This window comes from Tropicibacter alexandrii (assembly GCF_003667315.2).
In the GTDB taxonomy this organism is placed as follows: Bacteria; Pseudomonadota; Alphaproteobacteria; order Rhodobacterales; family Rhodobacteraceae; genus Tropicibacter; species Tropicibacter alexandrii.
This window is the reverse complement of the sequence record NZ_RCTZ02000011.1, coordinates 15867-40471: the sequence shown is the minus strand read 5'-3', so window position 1 is coordinate 40471 and position 24605 is coordinate 15867. Positions and strand designations below refer to the sequence as shown.

Below are 24605 nucleotides of genomic sequence, written 5' to 3'. Positions count from 1 at the left end.
TACCTTTAACAGGATCATCACGAAGCCGCGCGCATGCTGTTGGACACGCAGACATGCAGGCCCCCGCCGGGGGCCGCGCGAGGTTGGGGAATCGGTCCGGATGGAAGTTATCTTGCATATCGGTGCGCATCGCACCGGGACGACGAGTTTTCAGAACTACGTCCGGGCACACCGCACGGCGCTGGACGCGCAGGAGATCGGGTTCTGGGGGCCGTGGCGCACCCGTACCGGCCTGCTCGACGGTCTCGCGGATCGCGCGCCGGGCCCGAAACAGGCGCGCCGCATGGCGGGCCGGGTGCGGATGAATGTCGAGGCGGCGGCCCGCAAGGGCAAGGTGCAGTTGATCGTCTCGGACGAGAATCTGATCGGCACCTGCCGCAAATCGCTGCGCGCCGGGCGGCTTTACCCGGATGTGGGCGAACGGATGGCCCGCGTCCATGCGGGCTTTGGCGAGATCACGAGGGTTTCTTTCCAGATCAGATCGCTGGAACTGTGGTGGGCCTCGGCGCTGGCCTTCCTGTTGCCGCGCGGTGGCAGCCTTCCGGATGCCGCGCTGCTGGACCGGCTGACGGACAGCCCGCGCAGTTGGCGGCACGTGATTGCCGACATCGCCTGCGCTTGTCCGGGCGCGGAAATCGCCGTGACCCCGTTCGAACGCTATGCCGGACGCCCCGACAGCCTGTTGCACCTGATGACAGGCCAGCCCGCGCCGCCGACCCATCCGGGCGAACACTGGGCCAATCGCAGCGCCGACCTGGCCGCCTTGCGCGGGACGCTGGCGGAGCGCGGCGAGGACCCCGACCAATTGCCGGGCGAGGGGCGCTGGATGCCCTTTAGCCTCGAACACGCCATGCGCCTGCGCGAAACCTATGCCGACGACCTGTTCTGGCTGCGTGCCGGGGCCGATGGCCTTGCGAAACTGACAGAAGATGACGGCCCGCAGCGACCGGGGATCAACCCCGGCCCGGGCCAGACAAGAAGAGGACATGACAATGACCGATCTGCCCGAAGACTGGCGCCAACTCGCTGAAAAGGAATTGCGCGGGCGCAGCCTCGACGACCTGACCTGGCACACGCTCGAAGATATCCCCGTCAAGCCGCTTTACACGGCCGAGGATACCAAGGACCTGCCGCATATGGGCAGCCTGCCGGGCTTTGGCCCGTTCACCCGTGGGGTGAAGGCGACGATGTATGCGGGCCGTCCTTGGACGATCCGGCAATATGCGGGGTTTTCGACCGCCGAGGAATCGAACGCCTTCTACCGCAAGGCGCTGGCGGCGGGGCAACAGGGTGTGTCCGTGGCCTTCGACCTTGCCACCCACCGGGGCTATGACAGCGACCACGAACGGGTCGTGGGCGACGTCGGCAAGGCGGGCGTGGCCATCGACTCTGTCGAGGACATGAAGATCCTGTTTGACGGAATCCCGCTGGATCAGGTCAGCGTGTCGATGACGATGAACGGCGCGGTGATCCCGATCCTGGCGAACTTCATCGTGACGGGCGAGGAGCAGGGCCATGATCGCGGCGTGCTTTCGGGGACCATCCAGAACGACATCCTGAAGGAGTTCATGGTCCGCAACACCTATATCTATCCGCCCGAACCCTCGATGCGGATCATCTCGGACATCATCGAATATACCTCGAACGAGATGCCGAAATTCAACTCGATCTCGATCTCCGGCTACCACATGCAAGAGGCGGGCGCCTCGCTGGTGCAGGAACTCGCCTTCACGCTGGCGGATGGCAAGGAATACGTCAAAACCGCCATGGAGGCGGGCATGGATATCGACAAGTTCGCAGGCCGCCTGTCGTTCTTCTTTGCCATCGGCAAGAACTTCTTCATGGAGGTCGCGAAACTGCGCGCGGCGCGGATGCTGTGGCACCGGATCATGACCGATCTGGGCGCGCAGAACCCGCGGTCCAAGATGCTGCGCACGCACTGTCAGACCAGCGGTGTCAGCCTGACCGAACAGGACCCCTATAACAACGTGATCCGCACCGCCTATGAGGCGATGAGCGCGGTTCTGGGTGGGACGCAATCGCTGCACACCAACGCGCTGGACGAGGCGATCGCGCTGCCGACCGAATTCAGCGCGCGCATTGCGCGGAACACCCAGCTGATCCTTCAGGAAGAGACCGGTGTGACCAAGGTCGTCGATCCGCTGGCCGGGTCGTACTATGTCGAGAAGCTGACCCACGATCTGGCCGAGGCCGCGTGGAAGCTGATCGAAGAGGTCGACGAGATGGGTGGCATGACCAAGGCGGTGGCCTCGGGCATGCCCAAGCTGCGGATCGAGGAAACCGCCGCCCGCCGTCAGGCCGATATCGACCGGGGCACCGATGTGATCGTCGGGGTGAACAAGTATCGCCTGCAAAAGGAGGACGATCTCGACATTCTCGACATCGACAACGCCAAGGTCCGCAGCGGTCAGGTCAAGGCGCTGGAAAAGATCCGCGCGACCCGCGATCAGGCGGCCTGCGATGCGGCACTGAACGAATTGGAACGGCGCGCCCGCGAGGGTGGAAACCTGCTCGAAGCGGCGGTCGAAGCCGCGCGCGCCCGGGCCTCTGTTGGGGAAATCAGCATGGCGATGGAAAAGGTGTTCGGCCGCCACCGGGCCGAGGTCAAGACGCTGGCCGGGGTCTATGGTGCCGCCTATGAGGGCGATGAGGGCTTTGCCGCGATCCAGAAGGCGGTCGATGACTTTGCCGAGGTCGAGGGCCGCCGCCCGCGCATGCTGGTGGTCAAGATGGGGCAGGACGGGCATGACCGCGGCGCCAAGGTGATCGCTACGGCCTTTGCCGATATCGGCTTTGACGTCGATGTCGGCCCGTTGTTCCAGACGCCCGAAGAGGCGGCGCAGGATGCCATCGACAACGACGTGCATGTGGTGGGAATTTCGTCACAGGCCGCAGGTCACAAGACGCTGGCACCGCAACTGGTGCAAGCGTTGAAGGATCAGGGCGCGGGCGACATCATCGTGATCTGTGGCGGGGTGATCCCGCATCAGGATTACGAATTCCTGAAGTCCGCCGGCGTCAAGGCGATCTTTGGCCCCGGCACCAACATCCCCGAGGCGGCGCAGGATATCCTGCGGCTGATCCGCGACGCACGCGGCGACCTCTGATTTCGGGGCAGGGCGGGGGACAGCCCCGCCCTGCGCCATGGGTCACCCGAAGGTCAGTTGCGCGACGGGTAGATCCCGACCAGCGCGATGCACCACTGCAGACCCAGAAGCGGCGGGTTGAGGGGCACCGACACCGAGCCGCCCGCTTGCGCGACCATGCCCGGGTCCATCACCGCGTCCGCCGGGCCATTGTGATAGGGCAATTCGTCCCCGGCGGCGAGATACGCCCCCGAGGGGCTTGCCAGATCACCTTCGGCCTGTATGCCGTTCACCGGATGGCTGTGCGGGGGCAGGTTGGCGACTTGCAGCGTGACCGCCGTGCCGCCGCCCATCTGTCCGATCCGATGATTGCTCAGCCCGGGCCCGGTGCCGTGATGCACGGGGATGCGGCCGCGCAGATCGGGCAGGGCAAAGGTCGTGCGCCCGTCCCCGCCATAGATCGTTCCCAGCAACGAGAACAGCGCATCGTTGCTGCTGACAGCCAGAAGCTGGCCATCGGCGGCGGCCCAGCCTTGTGGGCAGAACGTGCCGCCAAAGGTCATCAGTTCGCCGATATAGGGTTGCAGCGGGTCGGCCTGTGCCGGGGCGCTCATGCCCAGAAAGCCGCCCGTCGCGATGCCAAGTGCGGCCAGCGTGCCGCGCAGGAATGTCGTGCTTGTCATGGTATTGTCCTTTCGATCCGGCGCCATCAGCTGCGCGACGGGTAAATGCCTTGAACGGCAACGCACCAGGTCATGGCGATATAGGGGGGCATCGCGGCGATCGGCTGGCCGCCGCCGGAATTGCCGATCATGCCATTGGCCATCTGCACGTCGGCGGGGCCATCATGGTAGATCAGCTCGCTGCCGCCCGCGATGAAGTCGCTGTTGGGGCGGCCACGATCGCCTTCGGCCTGCACCGCGTTGAAGCCGTGGCTGTGCTGCGGCAATTCGCTGTTGGTGATGGTCATTGTCGGGGCGCCGGACTTTTGACCGAGCCGGATCTGGTTCAGGCCGGGGCCGTGTCCGACATTGATGGCGCTGCGGCCCTGCAGATCGGGCAGGGCAAAGGTCGTCCGTCCGTCACCGCCATAGGTGGTGCCGAGGATCGAGAACAGCGCGGTATTGCTGCTGATCGGCAAAAGCGACCCGTCCGCCCGGGCCCAGCTGCGCGGGCAGAAGGTGTAGGGGAAGGCGGTAACCTGACCGATGAAGCCTTCCTGCGCGGCGGCAGGGCCGACATTGGCCACGAGGCTCGCCGCAGCCAGCGCCAGTGCACCAAGGCCGCTCTTGAGGGAAATGAGACATGTCATTCTGAATATCCTTTCGGTTGGCCGGGGCTCAGTTGCGCGACGGGAACAGGCCCTGCAGGGCGATGCACCAAGTGACCGCGATATAGGGCGGCATGATCGTGAAGGGCTGGCCGCCGCCGGTGCTCGAGATCACGCCGGGATCCATCACCGCGTCGGGCGTGCCGGACTTGTACACAAGCTCGGTGCCGGAGGAGAGGAAGTCGCTGTTGGGCCGGGCCCGGTCGCCCTCGGCCGAGACGGCATTCACCGCATGATTGTGGGCGGGCATGTTCGCGGCGGTCATGGTGGCGGTCTCGGCGCCGCCTTTCTGGCCGATGTCATAGCTTGGGCTGCCGCTGTAGCTGACCCCGATGGGAGAGCGGCCGCGATAGTCGGGCAGGCCGAAGCTCGTGCGCCCATCGCCGCCGAAATTCGTGCCCAGCAGCGAATAAAGGGCCTGGTTCTGGTTGATCGGCAGCAATTGACCTTCGGCGGGGGCCCAGCCGCGCGGGCAGAAATTGAAGGCGAAGGCGCGGGTTTCTCCGAGCATGTCCTGGGCCTTGGCCCCGGCGGCAGGCAACAGCGCCGCGCAGGCTGCAAGAGCACAGGCCAGCAGGCCCGCACGGGGGATCCTGAAGTGTGTCATCATGAAGTCCTCATCCTTGTCTTGGGGATACGGGATCGCATCCGCTTCGCAGTTGGCCGGTCGCAGCCGGCCTTGGGTCACTCGCACGCAGTTCTGGGGGCACGGGTGTCTGCGTGTGCCGCGACCCCTGTGGTCAGCGTGAGGCCGCAGGGGCCCACCCGGCAAGTGAAACCGCCCTGAACCTGTGATCTTGCGCACAGTGTGACCTGCAATCCGGGTGTGCACCGGTCGGTTGTGCTGCAGGTGCAAAATCCGCTAGTCAGAAAGGTTAACCTCGCCTATCGTTTCGCGACGACAACAGGACATGTGTGGGTGGATGCTGGTTCTCGATCATATCGCGGTATTGGGGGAAACGCTGGCCGAGGCGGCCGCGCATGTGGAGGACGTGCTTGGCCAGCCGATGAATCCCGGGGGGGCGCATGGCCGGTTCGGCACCCATAACCAGCTCTTGGGCATGGACCCGGACCTGTATATCGAGGCGATCTCGATCGACCCGTCTGCGCCGCCGCCGCCCGATGCGCGGTGGTTCGGGCTGGACGCGTTCAAGGGCCCCGCGCGGCTCGACAAATGGATCTGCCGGGTGGACGATCTCGATGCCGCTCTGACGGCGCTGCCCATGGCCGGGCGGCGGCTGGAGCTGGAGCGCGGCGACCTGCGCTGGTCGATGGCGGTGCCCGAGGATGGACAGCTGCCCTTTGACGGGATGTTCCCGGCGCTGATCCAGTGGCACAGCGCGGTCCCGCCGGGCAAGGCGCTGCCCGCCGCCGACATGCGTCTTGTGCAGCTGACGGTCAGCCATCCGCGCGCCATGGACATGGCGGCCCTGCTCGCCCCGCATCTGGACGCGCCGCTGGTCAGCTTCGAGACCGGCGAGGCGGGCCTGTCCGCCGAAATCGCCCTGTCTGGCGAGCACGTCACCCTGACATGATCCTGCGCCCTGCCGAGCCGCGCGACGCGGCCCAGATCGCCGCGATCTGGAATGAGATCATCGAGACCAGCGCCGCGACCTTCACCACGCAAACGAAGACGGTCGAGGGCTTGCAGGCCGACATGGCGGCGCGCGGGGCCGCCTTTCAGGTGGCCTGCGACGATGGTGGGGTTCTTGGCTTTGCCACCTATTTCCAGTTTCGCGGCGGCCCGGGCTATGCGCACACGATGGAGCATTCCATCCAACTGGCCAAGCACGCGCGGGGGCGGGGTGTGGGCCGCGCCCTGATGACCACGCTCGAAGAGGTGGCGCGCCGCGACAAGGTCCATTCCCTTTGGGCCGGTGTGTCGGGGGAAAATCCCGCCGGGGTCGCCTTTCACACCGCGCTGGGCTACCGGCAGATCGCGACCCTGCCGCAGGTCGGCTTCAAGTTCGGGCGCTGGATGGACCTGATCCTTTTGCAGAAAATTCTGTAATTCCTGCCCTGACAGCCATGCTGCGCTGCGGTACAATGGGGTATGTCGATCTGGACCCGCATATCTCAGGCCATTCAGGCGCTCGCCAAGGGCGAGGGCCTGTCCGCCGTGTTCGAACGCCTGCGCACGCCGCCCGAACGCACCGTCGCCTTCACCATCGCGGTGATCGCGCTGTCGGCCAAGATGGCCAAGGCGGACGGGCTTGTGACCCGCGACGAGGTCACCGCCTTTCGCGAGGTCTTTCACATCGCGCCCGAGGACGAGGCGGGCGCGGCCCGCGTCTTCAACCTCGCGCGGCAGGACGTGGCGGGGTTCGAGGAATACGCGACCCGCATCCGGGCGATGTTCGACAGCGAGGGCGGTACACTGTGCGACCTGATGGAGGGGTTGTTTCACATCGCGCTGGCCGATGGCACCTATCACCCGGCAGAGGATGAGTTCCTGCGCCGCGTGGCCGAGATCTTCGGCATGGATGACATGAGGTTTCGCAGCCTGCGCGCGCGCATGGTCCCCGATGAGGACCCCGATCCCTACACCGTTTTGGGCGTCACACCCGGCACGCCGCTGGACGACATCCGCAAGGTGTATCGCAAGCTGGTGCGCGACAGCCATCCCGACGTGATGATCGCCCGCGGCGTCCCCGAAGAGGCGGTCGCCCTGTCCCAGAGAAAGCTCGCCGATATCAATCGCGCGTGGGAGGAAATCTCGGCCCGCGAAGCCGCCTGATGCGGATCGCCACCTACAATGTCGAATGGTTCGACTCGCTGTTCTCCGACGCGGGTGACCTCTTGGCCGACGGCGACTGGTCCGCCCGGCATGACGTGACGCGCCGCCAGCAGGCCGAGGCGCTGGGCATCGTCTTCACCGCGATGGATGCCGATGCGGTCATGGTGATCGAGGCGCCCGACACCAATTCCCGCCGGTCCTCCGTGCGCGCGCTGACCCGGTTTGCCGAAAGCTTTGGCCTGCGCACGCGCGAGGCCGTGACCGGCTTCACCAACGACACGCAGCAGGAAATCGCGCTGCTCTACGATCCGGCGGTGCTGACGGTGCGCCACGATCCACAAGCCTCCGACGCCGCGCCGCGCTTTGATACCGAATTCCACATCGATCTGGACATCGACGCCACCCGCGACCGCGTGACCTTTTCCAAGCCGCCGCTGGAGCTGTCCGTGACCACCGCGCGCGGGACGAAGGCCAGGCTGATCGGCGCGCATCTGAAATCCAAAGCGCCGCACGGCGCGACCACCCGAGACGAGATCATGCGCCTTGCCATCGCCAACCGGCGCAAGCAACTGGCGCAGGCGATCTGGCTGCGCGCGCGGGTCGACGGCTTGCTGGCGCAGGGCGACAGCGTGATCGTGCTGGGCGACCTGAACGACGGTCCGGGGCTGGACGAATACGAGAACCTGTTTGGGCGGTCTTCGGTCGAGATCATTCTGGGCGAGGGGGCAGAGGCGCTGTTCGACCCCCATGCGGCGCAGGCGCTGCAAAGCCGCATCACCGCCCAGCCGACCAGTGCGCGCTTCTATCTGGGCGAACAGGGGCGCTACCTTCAGGCCCTGCTCGACTACATCATGGTCTCCCCCGATCTGGCGGCGCGGCAGCCGTCATGGCGCATCTGGCACCCGTTCGAGGACCCGGTCTGCGGCGAGATATCCGAACTGCGCGAGGCGCTGCTGACCGCCTCCGACCATTTCCCCGTGACGCTGGATATCGACCTGTGACCCCGTCCCGGGCTCGACCCGGGACCTCATGGTCAGCCCCGCGCGGCGCGCATGGCCGCCCTGCGCGCCTGATACTGGTAAGCGTCAGAGTGCGTCCCGACATATCCCTCCTGAAAGGAGACGACCATGTTGGACGCCGTGACCCCCATCCGCACCACCCCCATGCCCGAAGAGATGCGCGTGCTGCTGCACGCCTATCCCCGCGACGCGTGGAAGGCCCATCCCGGCTTTGCCGCCAAGACGCAGGCATGGCTGAACGCCCACCAGATGTTCCGCGATCTGGGCGAGGTGATCGAGGCCGACGCGCAGACCTATCTGGACCGCGACATCGGCCCCGACGATTTCGCCGCGCGGCTCAGCCGCTTTGGCGGGGCCTTGGTGCGCAACCTGCATGGCCATCACGGCTGGGAGGATCGCAGCTATTTCCCCGAACTGGAGGCGGCGGAGCCGCGGTTCGCCCGAGGGCTGGAACTCCTCGAAGCCGATCATGCCGCGCTGGATCAGGTGCTGGACGGGTTCACCCGCGCGTCGAACCGGGTGATCCAACTGGTGCATCTGGACGAGGCGCAGGCCTTTGACGAGACGCCGCAAGTGCTGGCCCATGCCCGCACGATCCGCGCCTTCCTCGACCGGCATCTGGGCGATGAGGAAGACCTCGCCGTGCCGATCATCCTGCACCACCGCCTGCGCGGGTAAGGCTCAGGACTGGCATCCCCCCGTCCCGGGCTCGACCCGGGACCTCTACGCCGGGTCTGGCCAAGAGGTCCCGGGGCAAGCCCGGGACGGGGTCACGTATAGGCCACGCCCTGCGCACGGACGTGTAGCGCATAAAGCGACTGGCTGGCCGCCATGAACAGCCGCGTGCGGTGCGGCCCGCCAAAGGCCACATTGGCGCAGCGCTCGGGCAGGTGGATATGGCCCAATGGCGTTGCGTCGGGGGCAAAGACGCGCACGCCGTTCCGCCCCTCGCCCACGCCCCAGCCGCACCACAGGTTGCCCTGCATGTCCAGCCGGAAGCCATCCGGCGTCCCATGCTCGCCCGCTTCTATCAGGCGGCGGCCATTGCCGACCGTCTGTCCATCGCTGCCCACGTCAAAGGCGTGGATGCAGCGCGGCGGGCCGCTTTGCACCACATACAGGATCGTCTCATCGGGGGAAAAGGCCAGCCCGTTCGGGTGGTCGATCCCCTCGATCACCGCCGTGATCGTGCCATCGGGGGCGATGCGATAGACGTTGGTGGGCAGCTCCGGCGTGGCCTTGTAGCCCTCGTACCAATCGCGGATGCCAAAGGTCGGATCGGTGAACCAGACCGAGCCATCGGACTTCACCACCACGTCATTGGGCGCGTTCAACCGCTTGCCGTCATAGCTGTCGGCCAGCACGGTCACCGTGCCGTCGATCTCGGTCCGGGTCACGCGGCGCGGGCCGTGTTCGCACGAGACCAGCCGCCCCTGCCGGTCGCGGGTGTTGCCATTGGTGAAGGGCCCCCGGCGAAACACTGACACGCTGCCGGTTTCCTCCTCCCATTTCAGCATCTGGCTGTTGGGGATGTCGGACCACAACAGACACCGTAGGTCGCCAAACCAGACCGGCCCCTCGGCCCATCGCATGCCGGTGTGCAGCCGTTCCACCGCGGCATGGGTCACCACCATGTCGCGAAACCGCTCATCGAGGATTTCAACGCGCGGGTCGGGATAGCTGCTTGCCTGTTGCCACATACGGGGTCCTCCTGCGGACCCCGATAGCATGCCCGTCAGTTCGCCGCCACGCTGTTGAGCGCCCAGAAGCACAGGCCCGACAGCAGCGCCGTGGCCGGCACGGTCACGACCCAAGCCGCGACGATGGTCAGGAAATGCGAGCGGCGCACCAGCTTGCGGCGGCGGCGTTCCTCGGGGCCAAGCGGCTTTTTCGGGGTCTGCGACACCTGCATCTTTTTCACCCGGCGCTCGTGGTCCCATTCCCGGAAAAAGCCCACGCCGAACACGCCGCCCACGGCGATATGGGTGGAACTGACCGGCAGGCCCAGCCAGCTTGCGGCGATCACGGTGATCGCGGCGGACAGCGCGACGCAATAGGCGCGCATCGGGTTCAGCTTGGTGATCTGGCTGCCGACCATGCCGATCAGCTTTGGCCCGAACAGCATCAGGCCAAAGGAAATGCCGAACGCCCCGATCACCATGACCCAAAGCGGGATCGAGACCGAGGTGGCAACCCCGGCGGTTTGTGACGCGGCGACGATGGCCGCCAGCGGGCCGACCGCGTTGGCCACATCGTTGGCGCCATGCGCAAAGGACAAGAGCGCGGCAGAGACCACCAGCGGCAGGCGGAACAGCACCTTGAGCGAGCGGTTGCGGTTCTCCAGCCCCACCGACTGGCGGTTGATCAGCGGCTTCGACAGCACGGAAAACGCCACACCCGCCACGGCCCCGATCAGCAGGGCGGTGGGCAGGTCGATCTTGACGATCTTCTTGAGGCCCTTGATCGACAGGTAGACGGCAAAGGCGGCGGCCATGATGCCGATCAGCACGGGCACCCATTTGCGTGCCGCTGCGATCTTGTCCTCGACATAGATGATCTTCCACTTGATGAAGGCCAGCATCGCGGCGGCGATGGCCCCACCCAGCGCCGGAGAGATCACCCAGCTTGCGGCAATCGCGCTCATGCTGGTCCAGTTCACGGCGGCCAGACCGGCGGCGGCGATGCCCGCGCCCATGACGCCCCCCACCACCGAATGGGTGGTCGAGACCGGCGCGCCGATCCATGTGGCAAGGTTGACCCAGATCGCCGCCGACAGCAGCGCCGCCATCATCGCCCAGATGAATTTCTGGCCCTCGGCCAGACCCGACGGGTCGATGATGTCCTTGGAAATGGTCGAAACCACGTCCCCCCCGGCCAAAAGCGCGCCTGCGCTTTCGCAGATCGCGGCGATCAGGATGGCGCCTGCCATCGACAGGGCGCGCGCGCCGACGGCGGGACCCACGTTGTTGGCCACATCGTTGGCACCGATATTCAACGCCATATAAGCGCCAAATGCAGCCGCCACGACGACGACCAGCTTGTCGGGTTGGCCGCCAATCAGGATCGAAGCCGCAAGTGCCGCAAGACAGATGAAGAGCAACGAGATGCCCATGCCAAAGAGCGGGCGCGACACGTACATGCCCGCCGATTCCAGCCGCGAAAGCCGTTCGAGATCGCGGTCGAGAGTCGTCCACTTCTCCGGACTGTCCTGATCGGCCATCGAGCGCCCTTCTTTCGTCAATCTACGGTCTCGGGGCGAAAGCTGCGGATCAGCGCGGCAAGGTCCGGTTCGCGGACCGATTGCGCGGCCTCGCCGGGCGACATCCATGCGCAGGTGCGCTCGTCGCGCTCGGGGAAATCAGCTTCGAGCCGGGCGACATGCATGGCAAAGACCTGACATCGCACGTTCAGGGGCATGCCCCCATCCATCTGCTTCATATAGTGGAACGCGCCCAGCGGCCGCAACGGCCGTTCGGTGATGACCCCGGCCTCTTCCCAAGCTTCCTCGGCGGCGGTCCCGGCACCGTCCATGCCCTTTTTCAGCCAGCCCTTGGGCACGACCCAGCGCCCGGTATCGCGTGAGGTGATCAGCAGCACCTCGGGGCCGGTGGGGCCGGAACGCCAGCACAGCGCCGCAGCCTGCAGATGTGCAGGGCGGCGGAACAGCGGCAAGACAAGTTCGTGCCAGAAATTCCGGAACATAACAGAGGGACTCTTTTCAAAGGGCTGGTCGCGCCTATCAGGTCAGGGGCTGCGGCTCAATGCTTTTGTAAGGGGCATCCGGTCTTGTGATGCGTTGGCCACGGCGTGGCGGGCGTGCGGACACGAAAACGCCCCCGCGGTTTCCCACGGGGGCGCACTCATCGCTCAGACGGGGATCACACGTCGAAACGGTCCGCGTTCATCACCTTGGTCCAAGCCTTGGCGAAGTCCTTGACCATCTTCTCGCCATTGTCGGCCTGGGCATAGACCTCGGCCAGGGCACGCAGCTGGCTGTTGGCACCGAACACCAGATCGACCCGGGTCGCGGTCCACTTCAGTTCGTCCGACTTGCGGTCGCGGCCTTCGTACAGCTTCGCGCTCTCGTCGACCGGCTTCCAGTAGGTGCCCATGTCCATGAGGTTGACGAAGTAGTCGTTGGAGAGCTGACCGGGTGTGTCGGTCATCACGCCGTGCTTCTTGCCGTCGAAGTTCATGTCCATTGCGCGCATCCCGCCGACCAGAACCGTCAGTTCCGGGGCCGACAGGCCCAGCAGGTGGGCGCGGTCCAGCATCAGTTCCTCGGCCGGCGCGCTGTACTCGGTCTTGAGGTAGTTGCGGAACGGGTCCGCCACCGGCTCCAGCGGGTCAAAGCTGTCGGCATCGGTCTGCTCGGCGGTTGCATCGCCACGGCCCGGGGTGAAGGGCAGGGTGATGTCGTGACCAGCGGCTTTTGCGGCCATCTCGACACCGACATTGCCGCCCAGCACGATCAGGTCGGCCAGCGACACCTTGCCAGCGCCACCGAAGTCCGACTGGATGCCCTCATACACAGCAAGGATGCGCTTGAGGTTCTCGGGCTCGTTGACCTCCCACGCGGCCTGCGGGGCCAGACGGATGCGCGCGCCATTGGCACCGCCGCGCTTGTCCGAGCCGCGATAGGTCACGGCAGACGACCATGCGGTGTAGATCAGGTCGCGCTGGGACAGGCCCGAGGCGGCGATCTTGTCTTTCAGCGTCGCAACATCGGCCTCCGACAGGGACGGGCCAGCGGGGATCGGGTCCTGCCAGATCAGGTCCTCGTCCGGAACGTCCTTGCCCAGATACAGAACCTTCGGGCCCATGTCGCGGTGGGTCAGCTTGAACCATGCGCGCTTGAAGGCCTCGGCGAATTCCTCGGGGTTCTCGTGGAACCGCTTGGAGATCTTGCCATATTCGGGGTCCATGCGCATCGCCATGTCGGCGGTGGTCATCATCGGCGTGACCTTCTGGCCAGAGCCGTCGACCTGCGGGGCCATGTCCTCTTCCTTGAGGTCCTTGGGGTGCCACTGCCACGCGCCTGCGGGCGATTTGACCAGTTCCCATTCGTAGCCGAACAGCAGGTCGAAATAGCCATTGTCCCACTTGATCGGGTTCGCGGTCCACGGGCCTTCGATGCCCGATGTGATGGCGTCGACGCCCTTGCCGGACTTGTAGGTCGAGGTCCAGCCAAAGCCCATCGCCTCGATCTCGCCCGCTTCGGGTTCGGAACCCACATGGGCCGCGTCACCGGCGCCGTGCGCCTTGCCGAAGGTGTGGCCACCGGCGGTCAGTGCGACGGTTTCCTCGTCGTTCATCGCCATACGGGCAAACGTCTCGCGGATGTCGCGGGCGCTGGCCAGCGGGTCGGGGTTGCCGTCCGGGCCTTCGGGGTTGACGTAGATCAGGCCCATCTGCACGGCGGCCAGCGGGTTTTCCAGATTGCGGTCGCCGGAATAGCGGCTGCCTTCGGCCTTCGAATCCGCCAACCATTCCTTTTCCGCACCCCAATAGATGTCTTCCTCGGGGGCGTAGATGTCTTCGCGACCGCCACCAAAGCCAAACGGCTTCAGGCCCATATCTTCGATCGCGCAGTTGCCGGCGAGGATGAAGAGGTCGGCCCAGGACAGGCTGTTGCCGTATTTCTGTTTCACTGGCCACAGCAGGCGGCGGGCCTTGTCGAGGTTGCCGTTATCGGGCCACGAGTTCAGCGGCGCGAAACGCTGGTTGCCGGTCGAGCCGCCCCCACGCCCGTCGGCGGTGCGATAGGTGCCTGCGGCGTGCCATGCCATGCGGATGAAGAACGGGCCGTAATGGCCGTAATCGGCGGGCCACCAGTCCTGGCTGTCCTTCATCAGGGCAAAGATGTCCTGCTTGACCGCGTCGAGGTCGAGCTTCTTGAAGGCCTCTGCATAGTTGAAATCCTCGCCCATCGGGTTCGAGGCGGGGGTGTTCTGGTGCAGGATGTTGATCCGCAGCTGGTTCGGCCACCAGTCGCCATTGCTGCGCGCGCTGAAGGTCACCGCGCCATGCATCACCGGGCAGCCACCCGACTTGATATCATTGCCGTCCATATCGTTTCTCCCTGAAACAGGCAGGCCCGGGCGGTCACCCGGACTGCGTGAAATCCCTGATGCGAGACTCGCATCTTGGAATCGTTCTAACAAAGGTTTGTGATCTGAAAAAATTGTATTTGCGGATCATCGCGATAATTTTTTCCTATGGGCTTGCAGGGTACGTCCGCATTGGGGCAATTGCTTCTGGCGCTCCTTTGTGGGCGTCGGGGATCGACAGGTGATGCGCACAACCAGCGCGCGCGTTTAGCGCAAATGTGACCGGTAACAGCGGTGAAAAAATTGTTTCCTCGTGGAAGATGCTGGACAAACAGCTTGGATTCGGGTCCCATATCGCCAAGCTGCCGGAACGGGTCAGCCGTGCGAATGCGTGTTGCAAGATAATGCGACATCTGCGAAGGTTTGCACTATAGTGCCCATTTTCGGGCGGTCGGCTGTAGGGGAGGACAGGATGACCACACGCAGGACTTTCTTCGGAACGGTTGCAGCGGCGACGCTGCTGGCCATCCCCGCCATGGCGCAAGAGGTCACGCTGACCCTGCACCAGTTTCTGCCCGCGCAGGCCAATGTGCCAAAGCTGATCCTCGATGTCTGGGCCGACAAGGTCGAGGCCGACAGCGACGGCCGGATCGAGATCGAACGCTTTCCCGCCATGCAACTGGGCGGCACACCGCCGGAACTGATCGATCAGGTGCAGGACGGCATCGCCGATATCGTCTGGGCGGTGAACGGATTCACCCCCGGGCGCTTCCCGCATACCGAAGTCTTTGAATTGCCCTTCATGACCAGCGACGCCGCCGCGGCCAGCTCTGCCTATTGGCAGATGTTCGAGACATACATGAAGGACGCGGATTTCAAGGACGTGCATATCATCGGCACATGGGTCCATGGGCCGGGCATGCTGCACACGGCGCAACCCGTCAGCGCGCCCGAGGACCTTCAGGGGATGAAGATCCGTGGCGGCTCGCGCATGGTGAACCAGCTTCTGGAACAGGTCGGCGCGGAACCCATCGGCCTGCCCGTGACCGCCATCCCCGAGGCCCTGTCCAAGGGCGTGATCGAGGGCACGACCATCCCGTGGGAGGTCACCGCCTCGCTCAAGGTGCCGGAACTGGTGTCCAACCATACCGAGTTCAACGGCCCTGCGATCTACAACCTGACCTTCGTTCTGGCGATGAACAAGGACGTCTATGAAAGCCTGTCGGATGAAAACAAGGCGGTGATCGACGCCAATTCCGGGCTGGAGTTCTCCATCTTCGCGGGCACCACGATGGCCGCGGCGGATGGCCCCGCGCGTCAGATCGCGGTGGACAATGGCAACAACATCATCACTGTCAGCGAAGAAGACGCCGCCAAGTGGGAAGAGATGGCGCGCCCGGTCTACGACGCGTGGATCGCCGACATGGAAACCAAGGGCATCGACGGGGCCGCGCTGATCGAAGAGGCGCGCAGCCTCATGGACGCCTACACGAAGTAACGCACACCCCCCCGCGCTCCCGGCACAAGGGGGCAGGGGTTCAGGTCATATCAGGGAGGATAGACATGACCACTCGTAGAACTTTCATGGGCACCGCCGCCGCACTGGGCTTTGCCTTCACCGCCGGGGCCGCCTTTGCGCAGGAAGAGGTGCTGACGCTCGAACACTTCCTGCCCGCGCAGGCCAACGTGCCGACGCAGATCCTTGAGCCTTGGGCGCGCGCCGTCGAGGAGCAGTCCGAGGGCCGCATCAAGGTCGAACTCTACCCGTCGATGCAACTGGGCGGCACCCCGCCGGAACTGATCGACCACGTCACCGATGGCATCGTCGACCTTGGCTGGACCGTGGTCGGCTACACGCCGGGCCGCTTCCCGCATACCGAGGTGTTCGAACTGCCCTTCATGGTCGAGGATGCGCGCGCCGCCTCCTACGCCTATGCCAAGATGTACGAAACCCACATGAAGGACGCCGATTTCAAGGACGTCCATATCGTCGGCACCTGGGTCCACGGTCCGGGCCTGTTCCACACGAACAAGCCGGTCACCGTGCCTGCCGATCTCGAAGGGATGAAGATCCGCGGCGGCTCGCGTCTGGTCAACGATCTGCTGACCCGCGTCGGTGCCGAGCCCATCGGCATGCCGGTTCCGGCCGTGTCCGAGGCCCTGTCCAAGGGCGTTCTGGACGGCACCACCATCCCGTGGGAAGTGACCAGCGCGCTGAAGGTGGCCGAACTGGTGAAGAACCACACCGAGTTCGAAGGCCCGGCGCTGTATAACCTGACCTTCGTTCTGGCGATGAACAAGGACCGCTACGAGGCGATGTCGGATGAGAACAAGGCCGTGATCGACGCCAATTCCGGCGTGGCCTTCTCGATCTTTGCCGGCGGTACGCAGGCGGATGCCGATGGCCCGGCGCGTCAGATCGCCGTCGATCTGGGCAACAACATCATCACCCTGCCGCAGGCCGAAGCCGAGGCGGCATGGAAGCCGATCGTCGACCCGATCTACGAAAGCTGGGTTGCCGACATGCAGTCCAAGGGCATCGACGGTCAGGCGCTGATCGACGAGGCGCGTGCGCTGATGGCCGAGTATTCCTCGGACATGGACAGCTGGGGCAAGTGATCGCCCTTTGACATGACGGGCCGCGGCGCATGTCGCGGCCCACACCTTTCCGGGGGACTTCCATGCACAAGCTACACCGTGTGGTTCTCGGCATCGCCCGCATCATGGCGCTGCTGGGTGGGGCCGTTCTGACCTTTCTGATCGTGATCACCTGTATCTCGATCATCGGGCGCGAGGCCAATTCGATCCTGCATGGCATGGCCTCTGCCGGTATCCTGCCGGGCCTGTCCCAAGGCCTGATCGACGCCGGGCTGGGTGCCTTGCGCGGGGATTACGAACTGGTCGAGGCGGGGATGGCCTTTACCATCTTTGCCTTCCTGCCGCTGTGCACCGTGACCGCCGGGCATGCCTCTGTCGATGTCTTCACCAATTTCCTGCCACGCGGCGTGAACCGCCTGCTCGAAGTGCTGATCGCCGTGCTGTTCGCCGTCGTGCTGGTCGTGATTGCGATGCAGCTTTACGAGGGCACGCTGCGCAAGGCCTCTTCTGGCCAGACCAGTCTGCTGCTCGAATTCCCGATCTGGTGGGCCTATGTGGCCAGCCTCGTGGGCGCGGTGCTGGCGGCGCTTGCGGGTGTCTACATGGCGCTCTTGCGCCTTTACGAACTGATGACGGGCCGCACCATCGCGCCCAACGCCGTGGGGGCGGACCATTGAGCAATATCGAAATCGGGATTTACTCCTTTCCGTTCCTGCTGGGGCTGATCTTCCTGCGGGTGCCGATTGGTCTGGCGATGTTCGCCACCGGCTTTGGCGGCATGTGGATGGTGATGGGCAACACCCGTCTGCCCATGGCGCAGCTGAAGGACCTCGCCTACACGACCTTTTCCAGCTACTCGCTGTCGATCGTACCGATGTTCCTGCTGATGGGCTATTTCGCGACGCTGGGCGGGATGAGCCAGTCGCTGTTCAAGGCCGCCGAGAATTTCCTGGGCCACCGCAAGGGCGGTGTGGCCATGGCGGCCATCGGCGCCTGCGCGGGCTTCGGCGCGATCTGCGGATCGTCGCTGGCCACGGCGGCGACCATGTCGCGCGTGTCCCTGCCGGAACTGAAGCGATACGGCTATGATGGCGGCTTTTCCACCGCGACGCTGGCGGCGGGCGGCACGTTGGGCATCCTGATCCCGCCCTCGGTGGTGCTGGTGATCTATGCCATCCTGACCGAGCAGAACATCGCCAAGCTGTTCCTCGCGGCCTTCGTGCCGGGGGTTCTGGCGGCGATAGGCTACATGATCGCCATCAGCATCTACGTCCGCCGCAACCCCGGCGCGGCGGGTGTGCGCGAGGCGGTGCCGATGGGCGAGCGGTTCCGCGCATTGCTCGACGTCTGGCCGGTGCTGCTGGTGTTCATCGCCGTGGTGGGCGGCATCTATTCGGGCCTGTTCACCCCGACCGAAGGCGCGGCGGTGGGCGCGCTGGGCACCGGCATCATCGCGCTGGTCAATGGCGGTCTGACATGGCGGACGCTGATGGACAGCTTTACCGACACGGCGCGCAGCACGGCGATGATCTTTTTCATCGTGCTGGGGGCGGCGTTCTATAACGGCTTCCTCGCCCGGACGCGCGTGCCGCAGGAGCTATCGGCCTGGGTCGTGGATCTGGGGCTGGCGCCGATCACCGTTCTGGCGGTGATCTTGGTGATCTACCTGTTGCTGGGCTGCTTCATGGACAGCCTGTCGATGATCCTGCTGACGATCCCGATCTTCTTCCCGGTGATCACCTCGCTGGATTTCGGCATGAGCACGGAACATGTGGCGATCTGGTTCGGCATCCTGACGCTGATCGTGGTGGAGGTCGGGCTGATTACGCCACCGGTGGGGATGAACCTGTTCGTCATCAACGCGATGGACCCGGAAACGCCGATGGTCCAGACCTATCGGGCGGTGATCTACTATGTCGCCTCCGACCTGATCAGGGTGGTGATCCTCGTGGCCTTCCCGGCGATCACCCTGTTCCTGATCCCGTGAGTTATCTGCGGTAGGATGGCTGATCACCCATCCTACTTTGCGCAACGCCACAAGAAACAAGAGGGACGTGAGATGGATATTTCTGGACAGGTGGCCATCGTCACCGGAGGGGCAAGCGGTCTGGGTGCAGCGACAGCGCGCAAGCTCGCCAGCCTTGGCGCCAAGGTCGGCATTCTGGATTTCGACGCGGATCGCGGGTCGGCCATGGCTGCCGAGATCGGCGGGCACGCGGTCAAGACCGACGTATCCTCCGAGGACAGCGTCGCCGCCGCCATCGCCTCGGTCAAGGACACGCTTGGGGCCCCGCGCATCGCCGTGAACTGTGCGGGCGTGGGCCTTGCGGCCCGCGTCGTCGGGCGTGAGGGCAAGCTGTCGACCGACGTCTTCGACAAGACGATCAAGGTCAACCTGTACGGCACCTACAACGTCATGTCCTACGCCATGCGCGAGATGGCGGCGCTGGACCCGCTCGACACGGGCGAGCGTGGCGTTGTCATCAACACCGCCTCGGTCGCCTTTCAGGACGGGCAGGTGGGGCAGGCGGCCTATGCGGCCTCCAAAGGGGCCATCGCCGCGATGACCCTGCCGGTCGCGCGCGAGATGGCCAAGCTGGGCGTGCGGATCATGACCATCGCGCCGGGCCTGTTCAACACGCCGATGATGGAAAGCCTTCCCGAGGAAACCGTGCAGGGCATCGTGGCCAACATCCCCTTCCCGCATCGTCTGGGAAACCCCGAGGAATACGGGCTGCTGGTCAGCCAGATCATCGCCAATCCCTATCTGAACGGCGAGACGATCCGGCTGGACGCGGCGACCCGCCTGCCACAGCGCTGACGCGAGGAGTCCCCGATGGACAGCAAGTACCGACCGCACGCCGTCCTGCGCGAGGATCGTGCCGATGGCAGCATCGTTCTGCGCTCGGCCTATGACATGAGCCCCGTCGCCAGCAAGACCGGCGACTGGGTGGATGCTTGGGCGGACAAGGCGCCTGACCGTGTCTTCATCGCCGAACGCTCGGGCGAGGGGTGGCGCGAGGTCAGCTATGCCGAGACCCGTCAACAGGTGCGCGCCATTGCGGCCAGCTTGCTGGCACGGGGCATGGGGCCGCAGACCCCGATCATGGTCGTGTCCGGCAATGGAGTGGATCACGGCCTGCTGACGCTCGCCGCGCAATATATCGGCGTGCCGACCGTGCCCTTGGCCGAGCAATACGCCCTGATCCCCGGCGCGCGCCCGCAGTTGATCCATTGTGCCGAGGTCATCAAGCCCGCCATGGTCTATGCGGTGGATGGCGCGCAATTTGCCGAGGCCCTGTCGCTCGACCTGTTCGACGGCGTGGAAAAGGTGGTGTCCACAAACGCGGCGCCCGGCATGACCACCTTCGACGAGCTGCTCAAGGGTGACGGGGCCGATGTGGACGCCGCCGCCGCGCAGGTCACCCCCGATACCATCGCCAAATACCTGATGACCTCCGGCTCGACCTCGCATCCCAAGGCGGTCATCACCACGCAACGCATGATGTGTGCCAATCAGGCGCAGATCCTCGACGCGCTGCCCTTCCTCGGGACGCGCCCGCCCAAGATCGTCGACTGGCTGCCGTGGAACCACGTCTTCGGCGGCTCGCACAATTTCAACATGATGCTGGCCAATGGCGGATCGTTCTACATCGATGCGGGCAAACCGGTGCCGCATCTGGTCGGCAAGACGATCGAGAACAACCGCGACCACAGCGCCACGCTGGCCTTCAACGTCCCGGTCGGCTTTGCCATGCTGCGCGACGCGATGAAGGAGGACCGCGCCCTGCGCGAAAGCTATTTCCGCAATCTCGACATGCTGTTCTATGCGGGGGCCAGCCTGCCGCAGGATGTCTGGCGCGATCTCGAAGACATGGCCCGCGACGTGCGCGGGGACGTGCCCCTGATGAACTCCAGCTGGGGGCTGACGGAAACCGCCCCCGCCTGCCTGATCCAGCACGAGCCGACGACGATGTCCGGCATCGTCGGCGTGCCGATGACCGGGGTCGACATCAAGATGATCCCGGATGCGGACATGCGCTGCGAAATCCGGGTGCGGGGGCCAAATATCATGCCGGGCTACCTGAACGACCCGGACAAGACGGCGGAGGCATTCGACGAAGAGGGCTTCTTCATCACCGGCGATGCGATGAAATTCGTCGATCCCGGTGACCTGACCAAAGGCTTGCGGTTCGACGGGCGCATCTCCGAGGATTTCAAGCTGATGTCGGGCACATGGGTCCGCGCCGCAAACCTTCGGCTGGAGGTTCTGGCCGAACTGGGCGGGCTGGCGCAGGACGTGGTCATTTGTGGTGCCGACAAAGCCGAAATCGGCCTGCTGGTCTTCCCCTCGGCGGCCAGTGCTGCGATGGGCGAGGATCAGGATGGCGCGCTGGTCGGCGACGCGCTGCGGCAGGCCATTGGCGAAAAGCTGGCGGCGCGCCACGGGCATGGCTCTGCCGCGCGCATTGCCCGCGCCATGGTCCTGACCGAGATGCCCAGCATCGGGGATGGCGAAATCACCGCCAAGGGCAACCTGAACTTCCGCAAGGTGCTGTCCCGCCGTGCGGCACTGTATGACCGGCTTTGGGACGATGCCGATCCGGCGGTGATCCGGGGCGAACACGCCTGAGCCCACCGCTATGTAAATTACAAGGCCCGCCCGGCGCGCCCCGGACGGGTCTTGTGCATTAAAGTGCAATAGGTGCGCCAGATACTCCTTGAGCCGACTCGGACCATGTGCATTATATAGCACAAGCGGACCGCTGCGGCCCGCGTCATGGGAAGAGGAGCCCGTGACGCGATACTGACCTGCCCGGCGGTCCCGTCAGGGAGGAACTCATGAGCGACAACCAGAACGCGGCCCTCTATTTCGTGGACCGTCACGTGGCCGAGGGCCGCGCCGACAAGCCCGCCTTTCGCGAGGCGGCGGGCGCGAAGCGCACACTGACCTATGGCCAGCTTGCTGCGCGCAGCGATCAAGCGGCAGGGGCCTTGAAACGCGCGGGCCTGCACCCCGAACAGCGCATCGCCTGCATCCTGCTGGATCAGATCGAATACCCGGAAATCTTCTGGGGCGCGCTCAAGGCCCATGTGGTGCCAATCGCGCTGAACACGCTGCTGTCATCGGCGATCTACGACTTCATCCTGAAGGACAGCCGCGCCTCGGCGGTGATCGTCTCGGCGGAGCTGTGGGACGTGGTCAAACCCGCGCTCGAAGGCAACGATTTCGTCCGGTTGGTGATTGTCGTTGGCGGCGAGGCCCCCGAGGGCACGATCAGCTATGATGACTTCATGAAGGGCGCCGAACCTTGCAATCCCGCGCAGGTCTCGGAGGATGAATGCGCCTTCTGGCTCTATTCCTCTGGCTCGACAGGGGAGCCAAAGGGCGTGCGCCATGTCCACGGCGCGTTGCGCGCGACCTCGGACACCTATGGCGCGCAGGTCTTGGGCATCCGCGAGGAGGACGTGGTCTATTCCGTGGCGAAGATCTTCTTCGCCTACGGGCTTGGCAACGCGATGACCTTCCCGATGTCCGTCGGCGCGACGACGGTGCTGTTCAACGGGCGTCCCACGCCGGACGTGGCCTGCCAGATCATCGCCGCCGAGCGGCCCACGATCTTTTGCGGGGTGCCGACGCTCTATGCCGCGACGGTCCATCACATGGAAACCCATGGCGCGCCCGAGCATGGCCTGCGCCTGTGCATCTCCGCCGGGGAGGCGCTGCCGCAAGAGGTGGGCGCGAAATGGGAAAAGCTGATTGGGGCGGAAATCCTCGATGGGGTGGGCAGCACCGAGATGCTGCACATCTTTCTGTCGAACAGCCCGGGCGACGTGATCTACGGCACCTCGGGCCGGGCCGTGCCGGGCTATGAGCTGCGCTGCGTCGACGAGGACGGGCAGGAGATCACCCCCGGTGGCGTCGGCGAATTGCTGGTGCGCGGGGCCTCTGCCGCCGAGGGCTATTGGAACAAGCGCACCAAGAGCCGCGCCACGTTCGAGGGCGAATGGACCCGCACCGGGGACAAGTACGAGATCACCGAGGATGGGCGTTTCATCTATTGCGGGCGCACCGACGACATGTTCAAAGTCTCGGGCATCTGGGTCTCGCCCTTCGAGGTCGAGCAGGCGCTGATCGCACATCCGGCTGTGCTGGAGGCCGCCGTGGTGCCGCGCCGCGACGAGGAGGGCTTGGAAAAGCCGCAGGCCTTCATCGTGCTGAAGGACGGCGCGCAGGCGGCGGACGTGCTGCCCGTGCTGAAACCGCTGGTCAAGGAAAAGGTCGGCGCGTGGAAATACCCGCGCTGGATCGACGTGGTGGACGACCTGCCCAAGACCGCGACGGGCAAGATCCAACGCTTCAAGTTGCGCGATCTGGCCTGCGAACCAGCGCGGGAGGATGCGTGATGGATTGGAGCGCTGGTCAGGGCACATTGAGGGCGGGCGGCAAGACCTTGGAGTGGCGCAGTTTTGGCCCCGCGCCTGATAAGGCCGCGACCATCGTGCTGCTGCACGAGGGGCTGGGCTGCGCGGCTTTGTGGCGCGACTTTCCCGAGGCGCTGGCGCAGGCGACCGGCAAGGGCGTCTTCGTCTATTCCCGCGCGGGCTATGGCCAGTCGGACCTGACCGACCTGCCGCGCCCGCTGGATTACATGACCCGCGAGGCGGTGGATGTTCTGCCGCAGGTGCTGGACGCCATCGGCTTTCGCTCCGGTGTGCTGATGGGCCATTCCGACGGCGCGACCATCGCCGCGATCTATGCCGGGTCGGTCGAGGATTTCCGGGTGCGCGGGCTGATCCTGATGGCGCCGCATTTCTTCACCGAAGAGATGGGCTTGGCGTCCATTGCCGAGGCGAAGGCGGTCTACGAGACGGATCTGAAGGCCCGCATGGCCAAGTATCACCGCGACCCGGACACTGCCTTTCGCGGCTGGAACGACGCGTGGCTGCACCCGGATTTCAAGGCGTGGCATGTGGGCGAGGTCATCGACTACCTGCGCATTCCAACCCTGGCCATTCAGGGGCGCGAGGATCAATACGGCACGCTCGCCCAGATCGAAGAGATCGAGACGCGGTCCTATGCGCCGGTCGAGACGCTGATCCTGGACGATTGCCGCCACGCCCCACACTTCGATCAGCCCGATGCGGTCTTGGCGGCGGTGGCCGAGTTCCTGACCCGGCTCGACCGTATCGAAAAGGCGGAACCGGACGCGGCATGACCGGCTGGCGTCCGCCCCACGCCTACATCCCCGGCCTGACGCCGCGCCATCCCGAGGCGCTGTTCGACGGGCTGAAGGAGGTGGGGCAGAGCGCGCTGGCGGACGCCCCGGCATGGCGGCTTGGCTTGGCCCTGTTCGACGCGCGCTACTACTGGGAGGCGCATGAGTTGTGGGAGCCGGTCTGGATGGCGGCCCCCCCGAACAGCGCCGAGGCGCAGTTGCTGCGCGGGGTCATTGCGCTGGCCAATGCCGGGCTGAAACGCCGGATGGGCCGGGACCGGGCGGCGGTGCGGTTGGACAAGCTGGCCGACGCCTTTCTGACCGATGCGATGCGGCGCGGGGCGGCGATCGGGCTGGACGCGGCGCAGGCACGGGCGATGCGGGATCAGGTTCTCGGGGAATCGCGTTATGCAGTATAATGCATAACCCGCAAGCAATTGAAATAACTGGAAAGAAAGCTGCAAATTCCAGTTGATAGATGGAAGTATAGTGCATATTTTGCTTACATGAACAGGCGATGCGCACTATAATGCATAAAAGCACG

The 24605-nt window shown here is 65.1% G+C and carries 23 protein-coding genes; 16 read left to right on the top strand and 7 right to left on the bottom strand.

Annotated elements, in window-relative coordinates:
- Positions 1 to 100: 100 nt before the first annotated feature.
- Complete coding sequence (locus tag D8Z78_RS14750) at positions 101 to 1030, top strand: hypothetical protein (protein WP_121631626.1); 930 nt, start codon at positions 101 to 103, stop codon at positions 1028 to 1030.
- On the top strand, positions 993 to 3128 hold the full coding sequence (gene scpA, locus D8Z78_RS14745) for a methylmalonyl-CoA mutase (RefSeq protein ID WP_121631627.1): 2136 nt from the start codon (positions 993 to 995) through the stop codon (positions 3126 to 3128). The genes D8Z78_RS14750 and scpA overlap by 38 nt, the downstream gene beginning before the upstream one ends.
- 53 nt (positions 3129 to 3181) lie before the next feature.
- On the opposite strand, the gene D8Z78_RS14740 is transcribed toward scpA, so the two are convergent.
- The 3 genes from D8Z78_RS14740 to D8Z78_RS14730 are packed head-to-tail and all read right to left on the bottom strand — an operon-like array spanning position 3182 to position 5047.
- A complete protein-coding gene (locus D8Z78_RS14740; RefSeq protein ID WP_240672136.1) occupies positions 3182 to 3790 on the bottom strand; it encodes a phage tail protein in 609 nt (202 codons plus the stop codon).
- Positions 3791 to 3816: 26 nt separating this feature from the next.
- Positions 3817 to 4419 (bottom strand): phage tail protein, encoded by a 603-nt coding sequence (locus tag D8Z78_RS14735; protein WP_121631628.1) that lies wholly within the window; start codon positions 4417 to 4419, stop codon positions 3817 to 3819.
- Positions 4420 to 4447: 28 nt separating this feature from the next.
- Positions 4448 to 5047, bottom strand: coding sequence for a phage tail protein (locus D8Z78_RS14730; protein WP_240672135.1), 600 nt, complete (start codon positions 5045 to 5047; stop codon positions 4448 to 4450).
- A gap of 313 nt (positions 5048 to 5360) precedes the next feature.
- Here D8Z78_RS14730 and D8Z78_RS14725 point away from each other — a divergent pair, with 313 nt between their 5' ends.
- The 5 genes from D8Z78_RS14725 to D8Z78_RS14705 all read left to right on the top strand — a co-directional run bounded on the left by D8Z78_RS14725 (position 5361) and on the right by D8Z78_RS14705 (position 8871).
- Positions 5361 to 5972: a VOC family protein gene (locus tag D8Z78_RS14725; protein WP_240672134.1), complete on the top strand. Its 612-nt coding sequence runs from the start codon at positions 5361 to 5363 to the stop codon at positions 5970 to 5972.
- Positions 5969 to 6448, top strand: a complete 480-nt coding sequence (locus D8Z78_RS14720; RefSeq protein WP_121631630.1) for a GNAT family N-acetyltransferase — start codon at positions 5969 to 5971, stop codon at positions 6446 to 6448. The genes D8Z78_RS14725 and D8Z78_RS14720 overlap by 4 nt, the downstream gene beginning before the upstream one ends.
- Positions 6449 to 6490: 42 nt before the next feature.
- A complete protein-coding gene (locus tag D8Z78_RS14715) occupies positions 6491 to 7174 on the top strand; it encodes a molecular chaperone DjiA (RefSeq protein WP_121631631.1) in 684 nt (227 codons plus the stop codon).
- Positions 7174 to 8175: an endonuclease/exonuclease/phosphatase family protein gene (locus D8Z78_RS14710; protein ID WP_121631632.1), complete on the top strand. Its 1002-nt coding sequence runs from the start codon at positions 7174 to 7176 to the stop codon at positions 8173 to 8175. The genes D8Z78_RS14715 and D8Z78_RS14710 overlap by 1 nt, the downstream gene beginning before the upstream one ends.
- 126 nt (positions 8176 to 8301) lie before the next feature.
- Positions 8302 to 8871 carry a hemerythrin domain-containing protein gene (locus D8Z78_RS14705; RefSeq protein ID WP_121631633.1) on the top strand — a complete coding sequence of 190 codons (570 nt, stop codon included), beginning with the start codon at positions 8302 to 8304 and terminating at the stop codon, positions 8869 to 8871.
- A gap of 92 nt (positions 8872 to 8963) precedes the next feature.
- Here the strand turns inward: D8Z78_RS14705 and D8Z78_RS14700 are convergent, their stop codons facing one another.
- The 4 genes from D8Z78_RS14700 to katG all read right to left on the bottom strand — a co-directional run bounded on the left by D8Z78_RS14700 (position 8964) and on the right by katG (position 14264).
- On the bottom strand, positions 8964 to 9893 hold the full coding sequence (locus D8Z78_RS14700) for an SMP-30/gluconolactonase/LRE family protein (protein WP_206169691.1): 930 nt from the start codon (positions 9891 to 9893) through the stop codon (positions 8964 to 8966).
- A gap of 35 nt (positions 9894 to 9928) precedes the next feature.
- Complete coding sequence (locus D8Z78_RS14695; protein ID WP_121631635.1) at positions 9929 to 11413, bottom strand: inorganic phosphate transporter; 1485 nt, start codon at positions 11411 to 11413, stop codon at positions 9929 to 9931.
- 17 nt (positions 11414 to 11430) lie between these two features.
- On the bottom strand, positions 11431 to 11895 hold the full coding sequence (locus tag D8Z78_RS14690) for an NUDIX hydrolase (RefSeq protein ID WP_121631636.1): 465 nt from the start codon (positions 11893 to 11895) through the stop codon (positions 11431 to 11433).
- A 176-nt stretch (positions 11896 to 12071) separates the two neighbouring features.
- Positions 12072 to 14264: a catalase/peroxidase HPI gene (gene katG, locus D8Z78_RS14685; RefSeq protein ID WP_121631637.1), complete on the bottom strand. Its 2193-nt coding sequence runs from the start codon at positions 14262 to 14264 to the stop codon at positions 12072 to 12074.
- Positions 14265 to 14715: 451 nt separating this feature from the next.
- On the opposite strand from katG, the gene D8Z78_RS14680 reads away from it, so the two are divergent.
- From D8Z78_RS14680 to D8Z78_RS14640, 9 genes are all read left to right on the top strand, one after another.
- Positions 14716 to 15741 carry a TRAP transporter substrate-binding protein gene (locus D8Z78_RS14680; protein WP_121631638.1) on the top strand — a complete coding sequence of 342 codons (1026 nt, stop codon included), beginning with the start codon at positions 14716 to 14718 and terminating at the stop codon, positions 15739 to 15741.
- A gap of 65 nt (positions 15742 to 15806) precedes the next feature.
- On the top strand, positions 15807 to 16862 hold the full coding sequence (locus D8Z78_RS14675) for a TRAP transporter substrate-binding protein (RefSeq protein WP_121631639.1): 1056 nt from the start codon (positions 15807 to 15809) through the stop codon (positions 16860 to 16862).
- A 62-nt stretch (positions 16863 to 16924) separates the two neighbouring features.
- Positions 16925 to 17518 (top strand): TRAP transporter small permease, encoded by a 594-nt coding sequence (locus tag D8Z78_RS14670; protein WP_121631640.1) that lies wholly within the window; start codon positions 16925 to 16927, stop codon positions 17516 to 17518.
- On the top strand, positions 17515 to 18828 hold the full coding sequence (locus D8Z78_RS14665; RefSeq protein WP_121631641.1) for a TRAP transporter large permease: 1314 nt from the start codon (positions 17515 to 17517) through the stop codon (positions 18826 to 18828). The genes D8Z78_RS14670 and D8Z78_RS14665 overlap by 4 nt, the downstream gene beginning before the upstream one ends.
- Positions 18829 to 18900: 72 nt before the next feature.
- Entirely contained in the window at positions 18901 to 19662 is a 762-nt protein-coding gene (locus D8Z78_RS14660) for an SDR family NAD(P)-dependent oxidoreductase (protein ID WP_121631642.1), read from the top strand.
- A 15-nt stretch (positions 19663 to 19677) separates the two neighbouring features.
- Positions 19678 to 21474 carry a feruloyl-CoA synthase gene (locus tag D8Z78_RS14655; protein ID WP_121631643.1) on the top strand — a complete coding sequence of 599 codons (1797 nt, stop codon included), beginning with the start codon at positions 19678 to 19680 and terminating at the stop codon, positions 21472 to 21474.
- Between the two features lie 209 nt (positions 21475 to 21683).
- On the top strand, positions 21684 to 23249 hold the full coding sequence (locus tag D8Z78_RS14650) for a benzoate-CoA ligase family protein (RefSeq protein WP_121631644.1): 1566 nt from the start codon (positions 21684 to 21686) through the stop codon (positions 23247 to 23249).
- Positions 23249 to 24061, top strand: coding sequence for an alpha/beta fold hydrolase (locus D8Z78_RS14645; RefSeq protein ID WP_121631645.1), 813 nt, complete (start codon positions 23249 to 23251; stop codon positions 24059 to 24061). The genes D8Z78_RS14650 and D8Z78_RS14645 overlap by 1 nt, the downstream gene beginning before the upstream one ends.
- Positions 24058 to 24480 carry a DUF309 domain-containing protein gene (locus D8Z78_RS14640; RefSeq protein ID WP_121631646.1) on the top strand — a complete coding sequence of 141 codons (423 nt, stop codon included), beginning with the start codon at positions 24058 to 24060 and terminating at the stop codon, positions 24478 to 24480. Before D8Z78_RS14645 ends, D8Z78_RS14640 begins: the two co-directional genes overlap by 4 nt.
- The last annotated feature ends 125 nt before the right edge of the window (positions 24481 to 24605 follow it).